Here is a 19,821-nt window from a genome sequence, read left to right as displayed (position 1 = left end):
CATCGAAATCGGGGACGCGGATCAGCTGCAGCATCGGCCCGAACACCTCCTCGTCGGGCCGGTTGGCGATGCCGGTGACGTCGATGATGCCGGGGGTGAGGAAGGGCTTGTCCGCGTCGGGCTTGGCCATGTGGCGGAGCGCGATCCCGCCCTTCATGATCAGGTCGAGGAAGGCGTCGAGCACCTGCATCGCGGCCGGATTGTCGATCACCGGGCCCATGAACGGGGCCGGCAGATCGTGGGGCGCGCCGATGATGATGCGGTCGAGGATCTTGCCGACCGCCTCCAGCAAGGGCCCTTCCTTGCCGTCCTCGACGATCAGGCGGCGCGCGCAGGTGCAGCGCTGGCCGGCCGAGAGGAAGGCCGACTGGACGACGATCGTCGCGGTGGCGGCGATGTCGGGTGCGTCCCACACCACCAACGGGCTGTTGCCGCCCAGTTCGAGCGCAAGGATGCGCTGCGGCGTATCGGCGAACTGGCGGTTGAGCGCGGCACCGGCGGCGGCCGATCCGGTGAAGAGCAGGCCGTCGATGCCCGGATGCGCGGCGAGCGCCTTGCCTTCCTCGCGCCCGCCCTGGACCAGCCGGATCGCGCCTTCGGGCACGCCCGCTTCGAGGAAACGCTCGACCAGGAAGGCGCCGGTCGCGGGGGTCTTTTCCGACGGCTTGAAGATCACCGCATTGCCCGCGAGCAGAGCGGGCACGATGTGGCCGTTGGGGAGGTGCGCCGGGAAATTATAGGGGCCGAGCACCGCCAGCACGCCGTGCGGCTTGTGGCGGATCGCGGTGCGCGCGCCCATCGCGCCTTCCATCCGCCGGCGCGGGGTGCGTTCGGCATAAGCCGAGACCGAGATGTCGACCTTGTTGACGACGCTTTCGACCTCGCCCTTGGCTTCCCACAAGGGCTTGCCGGTTTCGCGGGCGATCAGATCGGCGAAGGCATCGGCATGCGCGCGGACATTGTTGGCGAAGCGGCGCAAAGTCTCGGCGCGGAATTCGAACGGCTTCGACGCCCAGCCGACCCAGCCCTCGCGCGCGGCGGCGACCTCGGCCTCGACGTCGCCGGTTTCGCCGCGCCACAGCTCGGCGCCGGTCGCGGGCTCGGTGCTGATCAGTTCGGCCATGCGTGCGCCTCGCCCATGCGGCGGATCGCGGCGACCTTGTTGTGCAAGGGCGCCCAGTCGTCCTGGCTGTCGATCGCGGTCCAGATCGCCTCGACTTCCTCGATATGCATCGAGCAGGGTAAGGCGTCGGACCAATAAGGATGGTCGGTCATGCGGGCGCCGTCATAGCGCGCCAAGGCGGCTTCGACGCCCGAAAAATGTTCGGCGTAGGTCGCATCATAGGGGCCGGGCCGCCGTCGCCCGCCCGAATAGTCGAAGAAGAAGCGATCGATCCCGACAGTGCGGGTGGCGAGGCCCTGTTCGATCGCCTGGACCAATGCCAGATCCTCCTCCGCGCCGCGCGGCCTGACGCCGAGCCTCGCCAGCATCGCGCCCGCATACGCGCCCTCGTAAATTTCGGGAAAGGCGTCGAGCACGGGCGCGAGCGCCTCGATCGGCGCGATTTTCGACAAAGCGATCGCGAGCTGGACGACGTCCCAGTGGATCGCCTGCGGCTGGCGGCCATAGGAATAAAGACCGTGATGGTCGAAATAGGCCGCGGTGAAATCGGGATCCCAGAACGGCGTGAAGCGCCACGGGCCGTAATCGAAGCTCTCGCCGGTGACGTTGATGTTGTCGCTGTTGAGCACGCCATGGACGAAGCCCGCCGCCATATAGGATGCGGCCAGCCGCGCGGTGCGCCGCACGACTTGATCGAGCAGGCGCACGGCGGGCTCGTCGCCGGGCGCTTCGCCGTAGAGATGTTCCAGCACATAGGTGGCGAGGCGGGCCAGTTCCTCGGGGCGGTCGAGCATGGCGAGGCGCTGGAAACTGCCGATGCGGATATGGCCATGGCTGAGCCGCACCAGCACCGAGGAGCGGGTCGGGGAGGGTTCGTCGCCGCGATGCAGATCCTCGCCGGTTTCGATCAACGAGAAGGTCTTGGACGTGTTCACGCCGAGCGCTTCGAGCATCTCGGTCGCGAGGATTTCGCGCACGCCGCCCTTAAGCGTCAGCCGGCCGTCGCCGAAGCGGCTGTAAGGCGTCGTGCCCGATCCCTTGGTGCCGAGATCGAGCCAGCGGCCTTTGTCGTCCTTGAGTTGTGCGAAGGTGAAGCCGCGCCCATCGCCGATATCGGGATTGTAGGTCCGGAATTGATGGCCGTGATAGCGCAGCGCCAGCGGCTGCGGCAGGTTGGCGGGGAGGGGCGTGAAGCGGCCGAAATGGGCGAGCCAATCCTCGTCGGACAGCCCGTCGAACCCGACCGAGGCGGCCGCGCGATCGTTGCGGAAGCGCAGGATCGTCTGCGGGAAATCGGCAGATTTGACCGGATCGGCGAGGAAGTCTGCGATGCCGGCGATCGGCGGTTGCGGTGGGGAAGCCATCGTGTCGATATGGGGTGGTACGGGCGGAGGGTGCAAGCGATGGCAAAGGCGGGCTGGATCACGGTGGCGCTGGGATGTCAGGCGGCGACGCTGATTGCGTTGCTGATCGTCATCGGGTCGCGAGAGACCTGCTTAGAGAGATATGGTGCCTGTGATTTTCCATATTTCAAATATTATCAATATCTTCTGATCGAATTTTCAATTTTGAGTATCGCAAATCTGGTTTGGTTTTATCGACATCTGCGAGAACGATAACCGACGGATTAAGCCCGGCCGGCGACCGAAATAAGTGCACTGTCACCGTAATTCCGCACTGTCACCGTAATTCCGAAAACCGACAAAAGAGCGATACGCCGCCCTTGGCTCCGCCTCTCCCGAAGAAGGACCCTTCTTCACTATGAAATTCCTTAAAAGTGAGTGGCTCCAATGAGTGGATCGATATTGAAAATGGGAGCAATCGTTTCAACTGCGGTTGCCGAAGGGCGAAGCACAATTCTTTTGGCTGTGCGGGATACAGCTTTAGATCCGGCGGATAGTGGATGGCAATTTACCGCAGGCGAGTTCGATCCCAGCTTATCCGAATCCCCGCAGTTATGGCGCATAGAAGAGGTGTTGGAACTGGAGCCGTCTCTAGCGGCACTTGTGAACCGAGCACCTGGGGCCCGCTTAATGAGATCGTCAAAGGATGCGGATTGGACTGAATCGTAGTCCTGGCAATTCCGGGGACACAATACCTAGGAATTACGGTGACAGTGCACTTAATTGACTAAGGGCGAGGAACTGATAGTTTCCTGCGCATGGCACGTCTGGCGCGAGCGGTTTTCCCCGGTCATCCGCACCACGTGACGCAGCGCGGCAATGGCCGCGCGCAGACCTTCTTCGAAGACGCCGATTACGCATTGTATCGCGACCTGCTCGGTGAGCATTGCGCCGCGGCGGGGGTGGAGGTCTGGGCCTGGGTCCTGATGCCCAACCACGTGCATCTGGTGCTGGCGCCGTCCGACGTCGACGGCATCCGGCGCGCTCTGGCGGTCGTGCACCGCAAATATGCCGGCCACATCCACGCGAAGCTGAAGAGGACCGGCCACTTCTGGCAAGGGCGCTTCGGATGCGTGGCTATGGATGAGGCGCATCTTGCGACGGCGCTGCGCTATGTTGCCCTCAACCCGGTGCGCGCGCGGCTGGCCGATCGGGCGGTGGATTGGCCCTGGTCGAGCGTGCACGCGCAACTCGGGCAGGATGATGGTATAACGATTACGGAACCGGTGCGCGCTCGGCACCCCGATTTCGCGGCACTGCTGGCGGCGGGCGAAGAGGAGGCGGCGATCGCGCGCCTGAGGAAGGCGGAAAGTATCGGCCGGCCAATTGGCGACGAGGCTTTCCTCGATCGGCTTGAAACGGAAACCGGACGAACGCTTAAACGCGGTAAGCCCGGACGACGGCCTGATATAAGTGCACTGTCACCGTAATTCCGTCGGCGACGTGGGGGCGGCGGTTTACTTCAGACGTGCGGCAGTGTCTTATGCGGGAGACGTTGCTCGTGCGGCTACCACAAACACTGGGACTATTCTGCCCGCTAAGGGGAGTCCGGGAAAGAACGACGCGCACATTAATCAAGAGAGAAAGGCTGCCGCAAATAAGGCAGCGGCAGAAGCAAAGACGAATCTAGAGAATCTTCAGAAAAAACCCAACAAAACTCCGCAAGATAAAAAAGATATAGACAAAGCAAAGCGAAACTATGATCATTTAAAAAAACAGGCAGAAGCAACAGGAGAAAATCACAGCCAGAGGAAAAAGGGAAACTAAGATGGCTCTGTTCACAATCATACTGGAATTTGATGGCGGTACATATATAGAGCAGGTTATAGCTAATTCAATCGATGATGCGCAGTATTGCTGGAAAAAACAGTTTCTGCACCTAAATGTTCTGGGAGAAATGACCGAGAGGTTTTTAGATTCATTTTCAAATGATTATAAGGAGTTTGGTTTAACTAAAATTGAAGGAATGTCCGGTTTGTGGACATTTAGCTTTAAATTTAATAGAAAATCCGCACGTGGGCACTTTATAAATTCGGCTTCCTAATTAGATTTTTTGGAATTACGGTGACAGTGCACTTAATTGAGGCCTCACGCGTCCAATGCGACAAAGGCGCCGTTCCTCCACGCCCAAAACAGCAACGCCCCGCTCGCCAGAAGCGACACGATCAACGCGGCCAGTGAGGCTTCCGGGCCGAAACCGCCGCCGCTCAGCACGGCCGGAACGCCTGGAGCCGGCCGCAAGGCCAAAGGCCCGCCAGCGATTTCGGTGATGCCGGAGACAGCCGCGCCGAAGATCCAGCCCTGCGTGAAGTTCCAGGCGGCATGCATGCCGATCGCGGACCAGATGCGTCCGGTGATCAGGTAGAGGCCGATGCCGATACCTTCCCCGGCGATCAGGCAGGCCGCCGCGAACGGGCTCGAATCGGGGTTGGCGAGGTGCAGCGCGCCGAACAGCAAGGCCGCGCCCGCGATCGCCGGCCAGATCCCGAACGCCCGCCACAGCATCCGGAAGATCACCAGCCGCAGCACAAGCTCCTCAAGCACGCCCGATCGGATCGAGTCGCGCAGCGCCAGCGCGACCCGGTCGACCGTCCGGGGCTCGATGATCACCCAGCCGAAACTCCACTGCACGCCGATGACCGTGGTCAAAAGCGCAGCGCCAACCCCCAATCCCAGCAGCAGGTCGGATGGTGCGCGGCGCAAATCCAGCTCCGGGACTGTCCTCCGCTCGCCCAGCCGGACGGCCGCCCAATAGGTCGCCACCAGCGCGATCGAGCCCGCGATCGCGGCAACGAGCCTGTAGGCGGCGGGGGCGGGGCTCGTCTGCGTCACCTGGAGACCGCCTGCCCAGACGAGGAGCAATAACATCGCTTTGGCGACCAGGTTGAACACGATGACGATAGCGACGCACAGCAGGACAAGCCAACCCAGTGCCCGCAGCCACCGCCATTTCCCCGGCGCCAGCACGCCCGCCGATCCGATCACCACCATGCATCGCCCCCGTTTCGTCGTCGGGCTAGGCTAGGTGTATTAGTCTGTCAACACACGTAACTTGACATTGGCGGGAATGTTCGCTAAATGTTCCGTGGGAAATGGCGTACGATTTCGGACATCCTTTAGTTCGTTTTCGCGTTTTTTTGAAATTTCCCTGGTGCGGGCATCGGCCGGCGCGATCGGCGGTTGCGGTCCGCACGCCATCCCGCCGATATAAGCTCGGATCAGGCGGGAGGCGGCAAGGCGCATGGCGGGGCCGGGATACGAAGACGGCTATTGGTACAGCGCCGACGGGCTGCGGCTGCACTTTCGCGATTATCCGGGCGACGCCGGCCGGGCGCCGGTGCTGTGCATCCCGGGCCTGACCCGCAACGCCCGCGATTTCGAGGGCGTCGCCGCGCGGCTGGCGGGCAAGCGCCGCGTGATCGCGGTCGATCTGCGCGGCCGGGGCGAGAGCGACTATTCGCCCGATCCCTACACCTATGTGCCGCCGGTCTATCTGCAGGATCTGGGCGCGCTGATCGCCGAACATTGCGTCGGGCCGGTGGTGGTGTTCGGCACGTCGCTGGGTGGGCTGATGGCGATGCTGCTGTCGCTGACCGCTAGGCCGACGCTGGCGGGCGTGTTGCTCAACGATGTCGGCCCGGTATTGGGCGCCGAGGGAATGGCGCGGATCCGGTCCTATGTCGGCACCGACACGTGCTTCGCAAGCTGGGACGAAGCCGCGCAGGCGATCGCCGACAATCATGCCGGCGCCTTTCCCGATTATGGGATCGCGGACTGGCGCATCTGGGCGCACCGCATGTGCCGCGCGGAGGACGGTGCGATCCGGTTCGATTACGACATGGGGATCGCCGAGCCGTTCAAGCTGCCCGCGCCCGAGCCGGCTTTCGATCTGTGGCCCGCCTTCGAGACGTTGCACGGCCTGCCGAGCGTGCTGATCCGCGGCGAACGGTCCGACGTGCTGGAAGCCGAAACCGCCTCGGACATGGTACGGCGTTTGCCGCTGATGGAATTGGTGACCTTGCCGCGCATCGGTCACGCGCCTACGCTGGAGGAACCGGATGCCGCTGCGGCGATTGACCGCCTGTTGGCCAAGGTCGATCACGAATAGGCGCGCATTGCAACTTATGTTGGCCTATATGGCCGCCACGCTTTTTTGGAGGTTGGATTGTTCAAGGGATTGCGCCCGATCATGTATGCTGGCCGCGAAGTGTGGCCGCTGATCGAGGGCGGCAAAGGCGTCGCGGTTTCGAACCATGCCAGCACGGGCGCGTGGGCGGCGGCGGGCGGCATCGGCACGGTCTCCGCGGTCAATGCCGACAGCTACGATCCGGAAGGGCGGATCATCCCGCAAATCTATCATGCGCTGACCCGGCGCGAGCGGCACGAGGAACTGGTCCAGTACGCGATCGACGGCGCGGTCCAGCAGGTGAAGCGCGCATACGACATTGCCGGCGGCAAGGGCGCGATCAACATCAACGTGCTGTGGGAAATGGGCGGCGCGCAGCGCGTGCTGCACGGCGTGCTCGAACGGACCAAGGGTCTGGTCGCGGGCGTCACCTGCGGCGCGGGCATGCCGTACAAATTGAGCGAGATCGCGGCCTCCTACGGCGTCAATTACCTGCCGATCGTGAGCTCGGGCCGCGCCTTCAACGCGTTGTGGAAGCGCGCTTATTCGAAGGCGGCCGAATGGCTGGCGGCGGTGGTCTACGAGGATCCCTGGCTCGCGGGCGGGCATAACGGCCTGTCCAACGCCGAAGACCCCAAGATCCCGCAGGATCCCTATCCGCGCGTCAAGGCGCTGCGCGAGACGATGCGCGCCGGCGGCGTGAGCGAGAGCGTGCCGATCATCATGGCCGGCGGCGTCTGGCATCTGCGCGATTGGGAAAATTGGATCGACAATCCCGAACTGGGCTCGATCGCCTTCCAGTTCGGCACGCGCCCCCTGCTGACCCAGGAAAGCCCGATTTCCGCGCAGTGGAAGGAAAGGCTGATGCAGCTCGATGATGGCGACGTGCTGCTGCACCGCTTCTCGCCGACCGGCTTCTATTCGTCGGCGGTGCGCACGCCGTTCCTGCGCAACCTCGAAAACCGCTCCGAACGCCAGATCGCCTTCAGCCTGGAGGCTGCGGGCGACCACCAGTTCAAGCTGGACGTGGGCGTGAAGGGCAAGAGCTTCTGGGTCACGCTCGGCGACCTCCACCGCGCGCGCGAATGGGATGGGCTCGGCTTTACCAACGCGCTCAAGACGCCCGACAATACGTTGGTGTTCGTCACGCCCGAGGAGATGAAGGTGATCCGCAAGGATCAGGCGGATTGCATGGGCTGCCTCAGTCAATGCGCCTTCTCGTCCTGGGCGGATACCGAGGGCAATTCGACCGGGCGGTTGGCCGATCCGCGCAGCTTCTGCATCCAGAAGACGCTGCAGGACATCGCGCACGGCGGCGACATCGACCAGAATCTGATGTTCGCGGGTCATTCGGCCTACATGTTCAAGCAGGACCCTTTCTATTCGAACGGGTTCGTGCCGACGGTGAAGCAGCTGGTCGATCGGATCCTGACCGGCGATTGAGGTTGACGGCGGCCAAGGAAATTTACGTCCCGTGCTCATTTCCCTACGCTAAGAGGGGGGAATGAAGCGCGCCCTGATCGTCCGCCACACTCCGTTCGAAGGCGCCGCCGGCTTCCGCCTGCCGATCGAGCAGGCGGGCTATGACTTCCATCGCATCAACGTCAGCGATCCCGAATTTCCGGCGTTCGACTGGCTCGATCCCGATCTGGTGGTGGTGATGGGCGGGCCGATGGGCGTCTATGAGCGCGAGGCCCATCCGTGGATCGATGGCGAGATAATCGGGCTTGCGCTGCGGATCGCGGCGGGGCGGCCGACTTTGGGCGTGTGCATGGGCAGCCAGCTGATCGCCGCCGCGCTCGGTTCCAAAGTCTATCCGGGTCCGGTCAAGGAAGTCGGTTTCGCGCCGATCACGCTGACGGGAGCCGGGCGCAACTCGCCGCTGCGCCATCTGGACGGGGTGTCCCTGCTCCACTGGCATGGCGACACGTTCGATCTGCCGCCCGGCGCGGAGCGGCTGGCCGAGACCGGCAACTATTCCAATCAGGGCTTCCGCATTGGCGACAGTCTGCTCGCGCTTCAATTCCATCCCGAGATGGGCGAGGATCCGCGCTTCGCCGAATGGCTGGAGGATGCGGATTATATCCGCGCGGCGGGCACCGATGCCACCACGCTCAGGGCCGATCACGATCGGCTTGGCTCTGCGGCAGTGGCGGCGGGGCGGGCGATGCTCGCCGAATGGCTGGCCCAGTTGCCCGACTATTATGATTGAAAAGAAAGGCCCCGGGATTGCTCCCGAGGCCCTTCTGTCAGCGCGAATATCGCTTACTTGTAGTGACGATAGCCGTGCTTATCGATGTAATACTTCCGGCCGCGGTTATCGCGGTAATAATGATGGTTCTTCTTGAGCGCGGTGTAAGCCGCGCCGCCGGCTGCGCCGACCAGCGCGCCGGTACCGACCGACATGCCCGGGATGATCGCGCCGGCAAGCGCGCCGCCACCGGCACCGATGGCGGTGCCCTTGAGCATCTTGCCTGCGCTCTGCGCGGCGACAGGAGCAGAAGTAAGACCAACCGAGAGGGCGACCGCACCTGCGATCAGAGAAAAGCGCTTCATTGCGATGTCCTTCCGTACCGAAACTGTGACCACCTGAACGGAACAGACCCGTCCAAGTTCCTTCATTTCGGGTTCAGCAACCAATGGAACATCGGCTGGCCAGACCGCGTTATTGCCGCCAATCTTGTTGAGAAAGCGGGATAATTTATGGCTTCGCAGCCTAACCTGGATCAATTTCGAACTTCACAATTTTTGACGGATAGTTTTCAGCGCGGGCTAGCGCACTGGAATCGCGAGAGACTTCAGCCGGCATTTCCCAAAGCCGATTGGCAGAAGATTCTCGAGCGCGATCTGCGCATGACGCGGCTCGAAGGCGGCTTTCTGGAAGAGCTGCGCGTCGAGATCGCGGATGCGGCCGCGACGGCGCCGACCGACCCGGACAATTTCATCGCCTGGTTCGAGGAGCTGAAGCAGTCGGGCCCCGGACAGGACGACCCGCTTTTCCCCTGGCTGGCGGAACAAGCCGACGCGGAACAGCTCAAATGGTTCTTCGAGCAGGAGGCCGCGGGCGAGGCCGGCTTCGACGATCTGGTGGCGCTGACGCAGGTCAAGATGCCGGTGCAGGCGAAGCTGGAGCTGGCGCGCAATTATTGGGACGAGATGGGTCGCGGCCAGCGCGAGGGCATGCACGGGCCGATGCTCGATGCCCTGGTCGAGACGATGCAGGTCGATCCGGTTATCGAGAAGACGGTGTGGGAGAGCCTGGCGCTCGCCAATGCGATGACCGCGATGGCGACCAGCCGGCGTTATGCGTGGCATTCGGTCGGCGCGCTCGGCGTGATCGAGCTGACCGCGCCGGGCCGGTCGGCGCTGGTGGCGCAGGGCCTGAAGCGGATCGGGCTATCCAACCGCGAACGGCGCTATTTCGACCTGCATGCGGTGCTCGACGTCAAGCATAGCGCGGACTGGAATCGGGAGGCGTTGCGTCCGCTGGTGGCGGAAGATCCGGCGCGCGCGACCGCGATCGCCGAAGGCGCGCTGATCCGATTGAATTGCGGGCTGCGCTGTTTCGATCGCTACCGCGCCATCCTTTGGGGGTGAGGGGCCCGCACGACGGGACCGCTTGGGCAGCGCCAAGCTATTCTAGCTGGCCTTGGGCGCGCCAAGGTTGCACTGCCGACGGGTGCTGCCTAAGTCCGCGCGCATCCCCGAATTGATGATGAGGCCATGTCCGTGACCGTCGCCGTTTCCGCCCCGCTCGAACCCTCGGCCAGCCTGTCGGTCGAGAAGGTCCTGAGCGTGAAGCATTGGAACGAGCATCTGTTCAGCTTCACCATCAGCCGTCCGGCGAGCTTCCGTTTCCGTTCGGGCGAGTTCGTGATGATCGGACTGCAGGGCGACAACGGCAAGCCGCTGCTGCGCGCTTATTCGGTCGCCTCGCCGGCTTACGCCGAGGAACTGGAATTCCTGTCGATCAAGGTCGAGGACGGCCCGCTGACGTCGAAGCTGCAGCAGATCAAGGAAGGCGACGACATCTATCTCGGCCGCAAGCCGACCGGCACGTTGGTAACGGATGCGCTAAAGCCTGGCCGCCGCCTGTTCCTGCTCGGTACCGGGACTGGGCTTGCGCCGTGGATGTCGATCATCCGCGACCCCGACGTCTATGACCTCTTCAACCACGTGATCGTGGTCCATTCGGTGCGGCGGGTGAGCGATCTTGCCTATCACGACGTGCTCGAGGCGAAGCTGGCCGAAGATCCGCTGGTCGACGGCGCGGCGGCCGAGCAGCTTCATTATGTGCCGACCGTGACGCGCGAGGATTTCCACACGCGCGACCGGATCGACGTGCTGATCAAGGACGGGCGCCTGTTCAAGGATGCCGCGGCCGATCCCGCCAAGTTCGACCCCGTTCATGACCGCATCATGCTGTGCGGATCGATGGCGATGATCAAGGAAACGGCGGAGCTGCTGGACAGTCTGGGCTTCACCGAAGGATCGAACGCGCACCCCGGCGACTATGTGATCGAGCGCGCTTTCGTCGGCTAGACCTTGGAATAGAGCCTGATTCACGTCGTCGGAGGAAGCGCGCGGCGCTTCTTCCGATGACGATCAGGTTCCAGAAAGCCCCGATTCGGCGCAAATTACTGCGTCCGTTTCGGGCGATGTTCCGGGCCCAGACCGGAACGCAGCCTCATTCCCAATCGATTGTAATCACGGTGGAAAATTCCATCGTGTAAATCTTTGGCGTGCGCGTGGCGTCTCAGAAGGAGGCCATTGTGCGTTGTGCGGCCGTTATCGCTGGAATGCTGCTGGTTTGGAGCGCTTCCGCGTGTGCGGAGAACGCCACCGCCACCATCGCCGTCTCGGTTTCGATCCTTCCCGCCTGCGTGGTTTCCGGGGCGCCCGTCGCGTTCGGGACGTATGTCCCGATGAGCACCGCGAGCCAGAACAGCAATGTGACGCTCACCTGTTCGACCGGCGTGGGTTATGCGGTCGCGCTCGATGAGGGCACGCAGGGCGACGGTTCGACCCGGCGCATGGCGCGCGGCGACGGCCCCACTATCGCCTATGATCTGTATCGTGACGCGGCGCATCAGCAGCGCTGGGCGTCGGGCGCCGCGGGCGCGACCGGTACCGGCTCGGGCGGCGCGCAGAGCTTCCCCGTTTATGGCCGGATATTACCCACGTCGGCGCCTGCGGGGACCTATAGCGACAATGTCACGATCGTGGTCACCTACTGATGGCCGATAGCGCTCACAGAACCTTAACCCTCTGTGGTGCATGGCCGATTCTCGGGAGATCGTCCCACCCTGAAGACGATCACCGGTCGACTGGAAGGCCTTAATGCGCATTGTTCGCGTGCTTGTGATCGAGGATTCGCTGACGATCCGGGCCATCCTGGAATCTGTTCTCGGCCACCATCCCGACATCCAGATCATCGGTCTCGCTTCCGACGTGGAGGAGGCCAAGCATTATCTGGAAGAGCGCCAGCCCGACGTGATCACGCTCGATCTCAATCTGCCTGGGATCGACGGCATGGCTTTCCTGGAGGAGCTTGCGCAGGGGCCGCATGCCCCGGTGCTGGTCGTGTCCTCATCGACCCAGGACAAATCGGAAAAGTCGAAGGCCACGATCAAGGCGGGCGCTTTCGCCTGTTTCGACAAAGCGCGGCTGGTGCATGACGCGCCGCGCTTTATTAGAGTCCTGCGCCGCGCCGCCGACGAAAGGCTCAAGGCGCTGGGGCTGCTGGGCGAAACCGCAGACGCCTAAATTTCCCCCAGCCACGCGTTGAACAGACTGTTCGCGATTGCATAGCGGGGCGGGGCGCCGAATACCGCGTCAGGCTCTGCCGCCAGCGATGCGGCGACTTCCGCCCGGCTCACCCATTTCGCATCTTCCAGTTCGGCCAGATCGAGCGTGACGACATCGTCGGCGACGCTGGCGATACAGGCGATCATCAATTGCGACGGGAACGGCCAGGGCTGGCTGGCGATATAACGCACGCTGGTGGCGACCACGCCCGCTTCCTCGTGCAGCTCGCGTGCGACCGCCTCCTCGATCGATTCGCCGACCTCGACGAAGCCGGCAAGCGCCGAATAACGGCCGGGCGCGAAGCTCGCCTGACGGCCGATCAGGACGCGATCTTCAAACTCTGCCAGCATGATCACGACCGGATCGGTGCGCGGATAATGTTCGGTCGAACAGACCGGACACAGTCGCGCCCAGCCCGCATGATGCGGCGCGGTCCGGGCGCCGCAATTGGCGCAGAAACGATGGCGGGCATGCCAGTCGAGCACGGATCGGGCGGTGGCGTAGACGCCGGCCTCGCCCGCTGCGAGACTGTCGAGCAAGGCCATCAGTTCGGGCGTACGTTTCGCCGCGACCGCGCCCGGATCGATCCGGGCGAAGCGCGGAATATTGTCGATCAGGCCGAGCAGCAGCAGTTCCTCGGCCGGCAGCGGCGTGAGCGGCGTCCAGGCGAGCGCACCGTCGGCGACGCCCGGCACAAAGTCCGTCATATCGAGCAGCAAGGCGGCCGGGTTGGCAGCCAGCGCCGCGAGCATCGCGGGATCGTGACGGGCGGGCTCGGCACGGTCGAGCGGCGCGCCGGTGAAGCCAACGTAAAGGCTCATGCTTCCTCCGGTACGGCAAGGCGCGCGGCGTGGGCGAACAGGGTAGGCAGCCCGGCGGCGTCGAGCGCATCGATCGGCCACCATTCGCCGCTATTGGAGCGCACCGCCGAGCGTGCGGCCATCACGCGATAGTCGAGCGCGAAATGGGTGAAGACGTGGCGGCCCGATCCGACCTCGCGCCACGCGGCATCGGCGGGTGCGTCGGCCAAACCGGGATCATTCTCGCCCCAGGGACCGGTCGGCAAGGCGCGCATCCCGCCGAGGAGGCCCGACGCCGGACGACGGACCAGCAATACCGCGCCATCCGATTCGAGCCAGAACATCGTACCCCGGCGCACCGGTCTGGCCGCCTTCGCCGCCTTGCGGGGATAGGTTTCGGGCGCACCGGTCGCGCGGGCCGCGCAGTCATCCGATAACGGGCAGATCGCACAGGCGGGCGAACGCGGGGTGCAGATCGTCGCACCCAGATCCATCATCGCCTGCGCGAAGTCGCCCGACCGCGCGGCGGGCGTGATCGTGTCGGTCAGCCGTTCGATCGTGGGCCGCGCGGCGGGCAACGATTGTTCGACCGCGAACAGGCGGGCGACGACGCGCTCGACATTGGCGTCGATCACCACCGCGCGCCGATCGAACGCGATCGCGGCGATCGCGGCCGCGGTATAGCGGCCGATACCGGGCAAGGTACGCAGCGCGTCTTCCGTGTCCGGAAAGAGCCCGCCCGCGTTGGCTACGGCACGGGCGCAAGCGATCAGGTTGCGCGCGCGGGCATAATAGCCAAGCCCGGCCCAGGCGCTCATCACGTCCGCCTCTTCCGCCGCCGCCAGCGCCTCGACCGTCGGCCATGCGCGCGTGAACTTCTCGAAATAGGCCTTCACCGCCGCGACCGTGGTCTGCTGCAGCATCACTTCCGACAGCCATACGCGATAGGGATCGGACGTCGCACCGCGCTCGGCGCGCCAGGGCAGGCGGCGGGCGTGGCGATCATACCAGGCGAGAAGGGTGGCGGCGGTATCCGAACCGCTATCGACGGGCATGGCGCTGCTATGGCATGGGCTTGGCCATGACGGAACGGAAGAGTCGGGGAGGAAAGCCGCCGGAAGAGCCGCGCCGCCGCGGTCAGCGCGCGGTCTCCGACCTGCTGCCCGAAATCGGCGGGGCCGCGTTCAAGCGTTTCGGCTTCGTCCAGTCGGCGGTGGTGAGCCGTTGGGCCGAGATCGTCGGCGCGCGCTATGCCGAGGTGTCGGCACCCGAATCGATCCGTTTCCCGACCGGCAAGAAATCGGACGGCACGCTCACCTTGACCGTGACGGGCGCGCACGCGCCGATGATGCAGCATGTCGCGCCCGCGATCATGGAGCGGGTCAACCAGTTCTTCGGTTATGCGGCGGTGGCGCGCGTCGTCATCCGTCAGGGCGCGATGGCTGCGCCGAGGGTGCGCCAGGCGCCCCCGTCGCTGCGCGCGATTCCGGCCGAACTCGGCGATTCGCTCCGCAACATCGCCGATCCCGAATTGCATGCATGCCTATCGGCGCTGGCCGGCGCGCTCACCAATTCGAACGGGCCGCCGCTGGTGGGCGTGCGCCTCAACAAGGGAAGCAACGATTGACCCGGTTCCGCTGCTGGCTTGCCGCTTTGTTCGTCGCGATCATTCCGTTGCAGCTCGCCGCAGCCCCGGTGCGCAAGCATGCGCCCGCCCATGCGGCCGCGCCCGCTCAGGACTGGTCCGCCGTCGCCAACCGCACGCCATCGGGAGCGTTCGTGTGGGGCAAGCCGGACGCCCGCGTACGGGTCGTGGAATATCTGTCGCTGACCTGCCCGCACTGCGCGCATTTCGAGGGTGAGGCGATCCCGCCGCTGACCGCCAAATATATCCGGCCGGGCCTCGCCAATTACGAGATACGCCACGCACTGCGCGACACGTTCGATTTCGCCGGATCCTTGCTCGCGCGCTGCGACGGGCCACGGGCCTTCTTCGCGGTGATGCCCAAAGTCTTCGCGCAGCAGGACGTGTGGTTCACGCGCGCCCAGAGCTGGTCGCAGGTCGAACAGGCCGATGGGATGCCCGCCGATCAGCTTTTGGACAAGAGCGCGCGCGGGGCGGGCTTCGACAGCGTGTTCGCGATGCCGCTTGCCAAGATGGACGCCTGCCTTGCCAATAAGAGCGAGCAGGCTCTGCTCACCGCGCAGGCGAGCGAGGCCTGGCACCGCCCCGAATTCCCCGGCACGCCCGCCTTCATGATCAACGGCGTGCTGCGGTCCGACGTGCGCAGCTGGGCCGATCTTGACGGCGCGATCGCCGTCGCGCTTCATCCTCATCCTTCGCCACGAAAGAGCGTACGCAAATGAAACGTTCCCTTGCCCTCGTTGCCGTGATGGCGCTCGCGCTTGCCGCCTGCTCGAAGAAGAGCGGCGATTCGAGCGCAGGCCTGACCGCGCCGCACACGCCGATCGCGGCGGTGCCCCCGCCGGCGGGCAAGCAGTGGACCGATGTGGTCTCCGAGACGGCGGACGGCGGCTATCTGATGGGCAATCCCAACGCGCCGGTGAAGCTGATCGAATATGCATCCTTCTCGTGCCCGCACTGCAAGCATTTCGAGGAAACCGGCGCGGACGCGCTCAAGGCCAAATATGTCAGCACGGGCCGCGTCAGCTGGGAATTCCGCTCGTTCCTGATCCATTCGATGGATGCGCCGCTGACCTTGCTGATGCGCTGCCGCGGACCCGAGCCCTTCTTCGCGCTGACCGAGCAGCTTTATGCCGGCCAGGACGACATGATGAAGAAGTATATTGCGATCCCGCCGGCCGAGCAGCAGCGCATCGCAGGCCTCTCGCCGATCGACAATTTCAAGGCGCAGGCGGAGGAAGGCGGCCTCTATGGCTTCTTCGGCGCGCGTGGGCTGCCCAAGGCGCAGGCGGACGCCTGCCTTTCCAACCAGAAGGCCGCCGATCAGGTTACCGCGTGGCAGAACAAATATCAGGAGGACAGCGTCAACAGCACGCCGACTTTCATCATCAATGGCACCCAGTGGGAAGCGCCCAGCACGACCGGCGAACTCTGGCCGCAGCTGGATGCGGCGCTGACCCTCGTGGTCGGCTGATCGCCCGGATCCGGAAGGCCGGGGGGCAATGCGGATCAGAAAACTCAGGCTGACGGGCTTCAAGAGCTTCGTCGAGCCGGCCGAGCTTCTGATCGAGCCCGGCCTGACCGGCGTGGTCGGGCCTAACGGCTGCGGCAAATCCAATCTGCTCGAAGCGATCCGCTGGGTGATGGGCGAGGGCAGCCCCAAGTCGCTGCGCAGCGGCGGCATGGAGGATGTGATTTTCGCCGGCACCGCCAGCCGTCCATCGCGCGATTTCGCCGAGGTCTCGCTGCTGACCGAGGGCGCCGAGGGCGAGAATGAGGTGGTGCGCCGGATCGAACGCGGCGCCGGATCGGCCTATCGCATCAACGGCCGCGACGTACGCCAGCGCGATGTCGCCTTGCTGTTCGCCGACGCCGCGACCGGTGCGCATTCGCCGGCTCTGGTGAGCCAGGGCCGGATCGCCTCGGTGATCGCCGCCAAGCCGACCGAACGCCGCCAGATGCTGGAGGAAGCCGCCGGCATCGCCGGGCTGCACGTCCGCCGGCGCGAGGCGGAGCTCAAGCTGCGCGCGACCGAGACCAACCTCCAGCGGCTCGACGAACTGTTGGGCGAAATGGAAGCGCGGATGGGCGCGCTCCGCCGCCAGGCCAAGGCAGCCGAGCGCTATCGCATCCTGTCGACCGAGATCAGGCTGGCCGAGGCACGTAGCCTGTTCGCGCGCTGGCGCGAGGCGGCGGCGGCGGCCGAAGCGGCGCGCCACGAAGCTACGACGGCCGAGCAGGCGGTGGCGCAGGCGGGCGAGGCGCAGCGTGCGGCGGCGGCGCACAGCGTGCAGGCGACCGCCAGGCTCGCTGAAGCGCGGGTCGCAGCGGAGGCCGCACGCGAGGCGGCGGGCACGGTGCGGCACCGTCTGGAAGGATTGCGCGCCGAAAAGGCTTCGATCGAACGACGGCTCGGCGATCTGGCGATGCAGGCCGAGGCGCTGGTGCAGGATCGGGCACGCGAGGATACGCTCGCGATCGACGCCGCCGCCGCGCTCGAACGGCTGACTGATGAGGAACAGCAACTCGCGCGGTCGCTGGCTGCGGGTGAGGCACAGCGTGCGGCGCTGGATGGTGCGGTGGTCGATGCCGAGCGTGCCGCGCGCGATGCCGATGTCGCCTCCGCGCAGGCGCTGGCGCGGGCCGCCGCCGAGCAGGCCGATGCGCGCGTTGCCGAAACCACGCTCGCCGGGGCGCGGCAGCGTCGGGCGCGCGCGGACACGGAGATCATGCGGCTCAACCAGGAATTGGCCGCGCTGGGCGAAGCCGCGCCGATGGCCGCCGCGCTGGAAGCGGCGCGCAAGGCGCATGGCGAGGCCGAGGCGCGGCTGGCGACTTTGACCGATGCGCTGAGCGCTGCCGAGGCGAAGCGCGATGCCGCCGCCGGTGCGCGCGATACCGCCGAAAGCGCGATGGCTTCAGCGCGTGCGGCGCTGGCCGGGCTCGAAAGCGAGGAAAGGGCGCTGGCGAGCGCATTGGCGCAGGCCAAGGGCGACCGGGCTCTGTCCGCGCTCAAAGTTACGCCGGGCTATGAGCGGGCCTTGGCCGCCGCCTTGGGCGAGGATCTGGACGCGCCGATCGGGTCGGATGGCGTGCGCGGCTGGGCGGGCGCGGCCTCTGCGAAGGACGATCCGGCCTTGCCGGCGGGCGTCGCGCCGCTTGGTCCGCAGGTGCAGGGCGGCGACGCGCTGGCGCGGCGGCTGGCGCAGGTCGGCGTGGTCGATCGCGACGAAGGCCAGCCGCTCGCGGTCGGGCAGCGGATCGTCACGCGCGACGGCCAGATGCGGCGCTGGGACGGCTATTATGCGCGCGATGTCGGCGCGGCAGCGGCCGAACGGCTGATCCGCGCCAACCGTCATGCCGAACTGACCGCGCAATTGCCCGCCGCGCGCGCGGCAGTGGATGCGGCCAAGCAGGCGTTCGATGCCGCCGCAGCCGCGCAACAGGAAGCGCGCGCCGCGATCGACAAGGCGCGTGCCGATATCGGTTCGGCCGAGCAGGCGCTACGCACTGCGCGGCGCGACGAGGACAATGCCGCTGCCGCGATCGAACGGCGCGGTGCGGCCGCTGCCGCGCTAGACCAGCGCCGGGCGAGCGCGGACGCGGAGCAGAAGGAGGCGCTGGCCGCCGAACAGGCCGCCGAGACGGCGCGCGCGGCTTTGCCCGACGGCGCGGAGACGCGCGGCGAGGTCGAGCGCCTGGGCGCGGTCGCCGAAGCGGCGCGCGCCAAGCTGGCCGAAGCGCGCGGCCGCGCGCTCGCGCTTGCCCAGTCGGTCGAGCATGACGGGCGGCGCCTCCAGGCGGCCAAGGCCGAGGCCAAGGGCTGGAAATCGCGCGCGGGCGATGCTGCGAGGCGTATTGCCGAAATGACCAAGCGCGAGGAGGCGGTCGCCGCCGAACGCGCGACGTTGATTCACCGCCCAGCCGAGCTGGATGCGGCGCTGGAGTCGCTCGGCAAGGACGCAGAGACGGCGGAGGCCAATGCCCGGGCCGCGCGCGAGACCGAGAGCGAGCGCGAAGCCGAACTGCGCCGGATCGAACAGGCGGTGGCGGCGGTCGGCGAGACGCTGGCGGCGGCCCGTGAGGCGCGGGCGGGCGCGCAGGCGCGGGCCGAGCATCAGGAAAGCCGGCGCGCAGAGCTTTCGCACCTGTCGGGCGAGCGGTTCGATTGCCCGGCGGCGACCTTGGCGGATCGGATCGGCTTCGACAGCGCCAGCCTCGCGCCCGCCGCCGACGAATCCGCGCGGCACGACCGGCTGGTCGCCGATCGCGAGCGGTTGGGACCGGTCAATCTGGTGGCGGAAAGCGAGCTGGCCGAGATCGAGGGCGCGCGCGAAACCAATGCCGCAGAGCGCGACGAACTCTATCAGGCGGTCAACCGGCTGCGCGGCTCTATCGGCAGCCTCAACCGCGAGGGCCGCCAGCGGCTGCTGGCTGCGTTCGAGGCGGTCGACATGCATTTCCGCCGGCTGTTCGCGACCCTGTTCGCGGGCGGCGAGGCGCATCTGGCGCTGATCGACAGCGACGATCCGCTCGAAGCGGGGCTGGAGATCATGGCGCAGCCGCCAGGCAAGAAACTGGGCAGCCTGACCTTGCTGTCGGGCGGCGAGCAGGCGCTGACCGCGGTCGCTTTGATTTTTGCTTTGTTCCTGACCAATCCCGCGCCGATCTGTGTGCTCGACGAAGTCGACGCGCCGCTCGACGACGCCAACATCGAACGTTTCTGCGATCTGCTGCTCAAGATGACCGAGGAGACCGAAACGCGCTATCTTGTCGTCACGCACAATGCGGTGACGATGAGCCGCATGCACCGCCTGTTCGGCGTGACCATGATCGAGCGCGGCGTCAGCCGACTGGTCTCGGTCGATCTGGGCGGTGCAGAAACATTGCTGGCGGCGGAGTGATGCGCGCCGCGT

General features: G+C 65.6%; 22 protein-coding genes. 16 read left to right on the top strand and 6 right to left on the bottom strand.

Annotation, left to right across the window (positions count from 1 at the left end):
• Together VK533_RS14360 and VK533_RS14355 are read right to left on the bottom strand one after the other, a co-directional pair.
• The coding region (locus tag VK533_RS14360; RefSeq protein WP_324378828.1) for a succinylglutamate-semialdehyde dehydrogenase at nucleotides 1–1,123 on the bottom strand (1,123 nt) is incomplete at its 3' end.
• The gene (locus tag VK533_RS14355) at nucleotides 1,111–2,487 is read right to left on the bottom strand and encodes a protein adenylyltransferase SelO family protein (protein ID WP_324378825.1); all 1,377 of its coding nucleotides are present in this window, start codon (nucleotides 2,485–2,487) and stop codon (nucleotides 1,111–1,113) included. The genes VK533_RS14360 and VK533_RS14355, both read right to left, overlap by 13 nt.
• A gap of 30 nt (nucleotides 2,488–2,517) precedes the next feature.
• Here VK533_RS14355 and VK533_RS14350 point away from each other — a divergent pair, with 30 nt between their 5' ends.
• The 5 genes from VK533_RS14350 to VK533_RS14335 all read left to right on the top strand — a co-directional run bounded on the left by VK533_RS14350 (nucleotide 2,518) and on the right by VK533_RS14335 (nucleotide 4,570).
• Entirely contained in the window at nucleotides 2,518–2,742 is a 225-nt protein-coding gene (locus VK533_RS14350; protein ID WP_324378823.1) for a hypothetical protein, read from the top strand.
• Between the two features lie 171 nt (nucleotides 2,743–2,913).
• Complete coding sequence (locus tag VK533_RS17285) at nucleotides 2,914–3,195, top strand: immunity protein Imm33 domain-containing protein (protein ID WP_414712315.1); 282 nt, start codon at nucleotides 2,914–2,916, stop codon at nucleotides 3,193–3,195.
• 89 nt (nucleotides 3,196–3,284) lie between these two features.
• Nucleotides 3,285–3,956, top strand: coding sequence for a transposase (locus VK533_RS14345; protein WP_324378821.1), 672 nt, complete (start codon nucleotides 3,285–3,287; stop codon nucleotides 3,954–3,956).
• Between the two features lie 13 nt (nucleotides 3,957–3,969).
• A complete protein-coding gene (locus VK533_RS14340) occupies nucleotides 3,970–4,293 on the top strand; it encodes a hypothetical protein (protein ID WP_324378819.1) in 324 nt (107 codons plus the stop codon).
• 1 nt (nucleotide 4,294) lies between these two features.
• Complete coding sequence (locus VK533_RS14335; RefSeq protein WP_324378817.1) at nucleotides 4,295–4,570, top strand: hypothetical protein; 276 nt, start codon at nucleotides 4,295–4,297, stop codon at nucleotides 4,568–4,570.
• Nucleotides 4,571–4,614: 44 nt separating this feature from the next.
• Here the strand turns inward: VK533_RS14335 and VK533_RS14330 are convergent, their stop codons facing one another.
• Nucleotides 4,615–5,517: a type II CAAX endopeptidase family protein gene (locus VK533_RS14330; protein WP_324378815.1), complete on the bottom strand. Its 903-nt coding sequence runs from the start codon at nucleotides 5,515–5,517 to the stop codon at nucleotides 4,615–4,617.
• A gap of 250 nt (nucleotides 5,518–5,767) precedes the next feature.
• On the opposite strand from VK533_RS14330, the gene VK533_RS14325 reads away from it, so the two are divergent.
• From VK533_RS14325 to VK533_RS14315, 3 genes are all read left to right on the top strand, one after another.
• Nucleotides 5,768–6,634, top strand: a complete 867-nt coding sequence (locus VK533_RS14325; protein ID WP_324378813.1) for an alpha/beta hydrolase — start codon at nucleotides 5,768–5,770, stop codon at nucleotides 6,632–6,634.
• A 57-nt stretch (nucleotides 6,635–6,691) separates the two neighbouring features.
• Nucleotides 6,692–8,095: an NAD(P)H-dependent flavin oxidoreductase gene (locus tag VK533_RS14320; RefSeq protein ID WP_324378812.1), complete on the top strand. Its 1,404-nt coding sequence runs from the start codon at nucleotides 6,692–6,694 to the stop codon at nucleotides 8,093–8,095.
• A gap of 61 nt (nucleotides 8,096–8,156) precedes the next feature.
• The gene (locus VK533_RS14315) at nucleotides 8,157–8,864 is read left to right on the top strand and encodes a glutamine amidotransferase (protein ID WP_324378810.1); all 708 of its coding nucleotides are present in this window, start codon (nucleotides 8,157–8,159) and stop codon (nucleotides 8,862–8,864) included.
• A 53-nt stretch (nucleotides 8,865–8,917) separates the two neighbouring features.
• Here VK533_RS14315 and VK533_RS14310 read toward each other — a convergent pair whose 3' ends face one another.
• Nucleotides 8,918–9,382, bottom strand: a complete 465-nt coding sequence (locus VK533_RS14310) for a hypothetical protein (protein ID WP_324378808.1) — start codon at nucleotides 9,380–9,382, stop codon at nucleotides 8,918–8,920.
• On the opposite strand from VK533_RS14310, the gene VK533_RS14305 reads away from it, so the two are divergent.
• From VK533_RS14305 to VK533_RS14290, 4 genes are all read left to right on the top strand, one after another.
• Complete coding sequence (locus VK533_RS14305; protein WP_324378806.1) at nucleotides 9,356–10,249, top strand: iron-containing redox enzyme family protein; 894 nt, start codon at nucleotides 9,356–9,358, stop codon at nucleotides 10,247–10,249. The two genes, VK533_RS14310 and VK533_RS14305, sit on opposite strands and share 27 nt — an antisense overlap.
• 126 nt (nucleotides 10,250–10,375) lie before the next feature.
• Entirely contained in the window at nucleotides 10,376–11,194 is an 819-nt protein-coding gene (locus tag VK533_RS14300) for a ferredoxin--NADP reductase (protein WP_324378804.1), read from the top strand.
• A gap of 257 nt (nucleotides 11,195–11,451) precedes the next feature.
• Entirely contained in the window at nucleotides 11,452–11,889 is a 438-nt protein-coding gene (locus tag VK533_RS14295; RefSeq protein ID WP_324378802.1) for a spore coat U domain-containing protein, read from the top strand.
• 103 nt (nucleotides 11,890–11,992) lie between these two features.
• Entirely contained in the window at nucleotides 11,993–12,418 is a 426-nt protein-coding gene (locus VK533_RS14290) for a response regulator (protein WP_324378801.1), read from the top strand.
• On the opposite strand, the gene nudC is transcribed toward VK533_RS14290, so the two are convergent.
• Together nudC and mutY are read right to left on the bottom strand one after the other, a co-directional pair.
• The gene (gene nudC / locus VK533_RS14285; protein WP_324378799.1) at nucleotides 12,415–13,281 is read right to left on the bottom strand and encodes an NAD(+) diphosphatase; all 867 of its coding nucleotides are present in this window, start codon (nucleotides 13,279–13,281) and stop codon (nucleotides 12,415–12,417) included. The genes VK533_RS14290 and nudC overlap by 4 nt on opposite strands.
• Nucleotides 13,278–14,315: an A/G-specific adenine glycosylase gene (mutY, locus tag VK533_RS14280; protein WP_324378797.1), complete on the bottom strand. Its 1,038-nt coding sequence runs from the start codon at nucleotides 14,313–14,315 to the stop codon at nucleotides 13,278–13,280. Before mutY ends, nudC begins: the two co-directional genes overlap by 4 nt.
• A 26-nt stretch (nucleotides 14,316–14,341) precedes the next feature.
• Between mutY and VK533_RS14275 the strand changes: the two genes are divergently transcribed.
• From VK533_RS14275 to VK533_RS14260, 4 genes are read left to right on the top strand one after another with little or no spacing between them, the layout of a single operon-like run.
• Nucleotides 14,342–14,887 carry a DUF721 domain-containing protein gene (locus VK533_RS14275; protein ID WP_324378795.1) on the top strand — a complete coding sequence of 182 codons (546 nt, stop codon included), beginning with the start codon at nucleotides 14,342–14,344 and terminating at the stop codon, nucleotides 14,885–14,887.
• A complete protein-coding gene (locus VK533_RS14270) occupies nucleotides 14,884–15,627 on the top strand; it encodes a thioredoxin domain-containing protein (RefSeq protein ID WP_324378793.1) in 744 nt (247 codons plus the stop codon). The genes VK533_RS14275 and VK533_RS14270 overlap by 4 nt, the downstream gene beginning before the upstream one ends.
• Nucleotides 15,624–16,379, top strand: a complete 756-nt coding sequence (locus VK533_RS14265; protein WP_324378791.1) for a thioredoxin domain-containing protein — start codon at nucleotides 15,624–15,626, stop codon at nucleotides 16,377–16,379. The genes VK533_RS14270 and VK533_RS14265 overlap by 4 nt, the downstream gene beginning before the upstream one ends.
• A 28-nt stretch (nucleotides 16,380–16,407) precedes the next feature.
• Nucleotides 16,408–19,809, top strand: a complete 3,402-nt coding sequence (locus VK533_RS14260) for a chromosome segregation SMC family protein (protein ID WP_324378789.1) — start codon at nucleotides 16,408–16,410, stop codon at nucleotides 19,807–19,809.
• The last annotated feature ends 12 nt before the right edge of the window (nucleotides 19,810–19,821 follow it).

It is taken from the genome of Sphingomonas sp., assembly GCF_035317925.1.
Lineage (GTDB): Bacteria > Pseudomonadota > Alphaproteobacteria > Sphingomonadales > Sphingomonadaceae > Sphingomonas_I.
The sequence above is the reverse complement of the archived record's forward strand: the minus strand, read 5'-3'. Positions and strand labels throughout refer to the sequence as shown.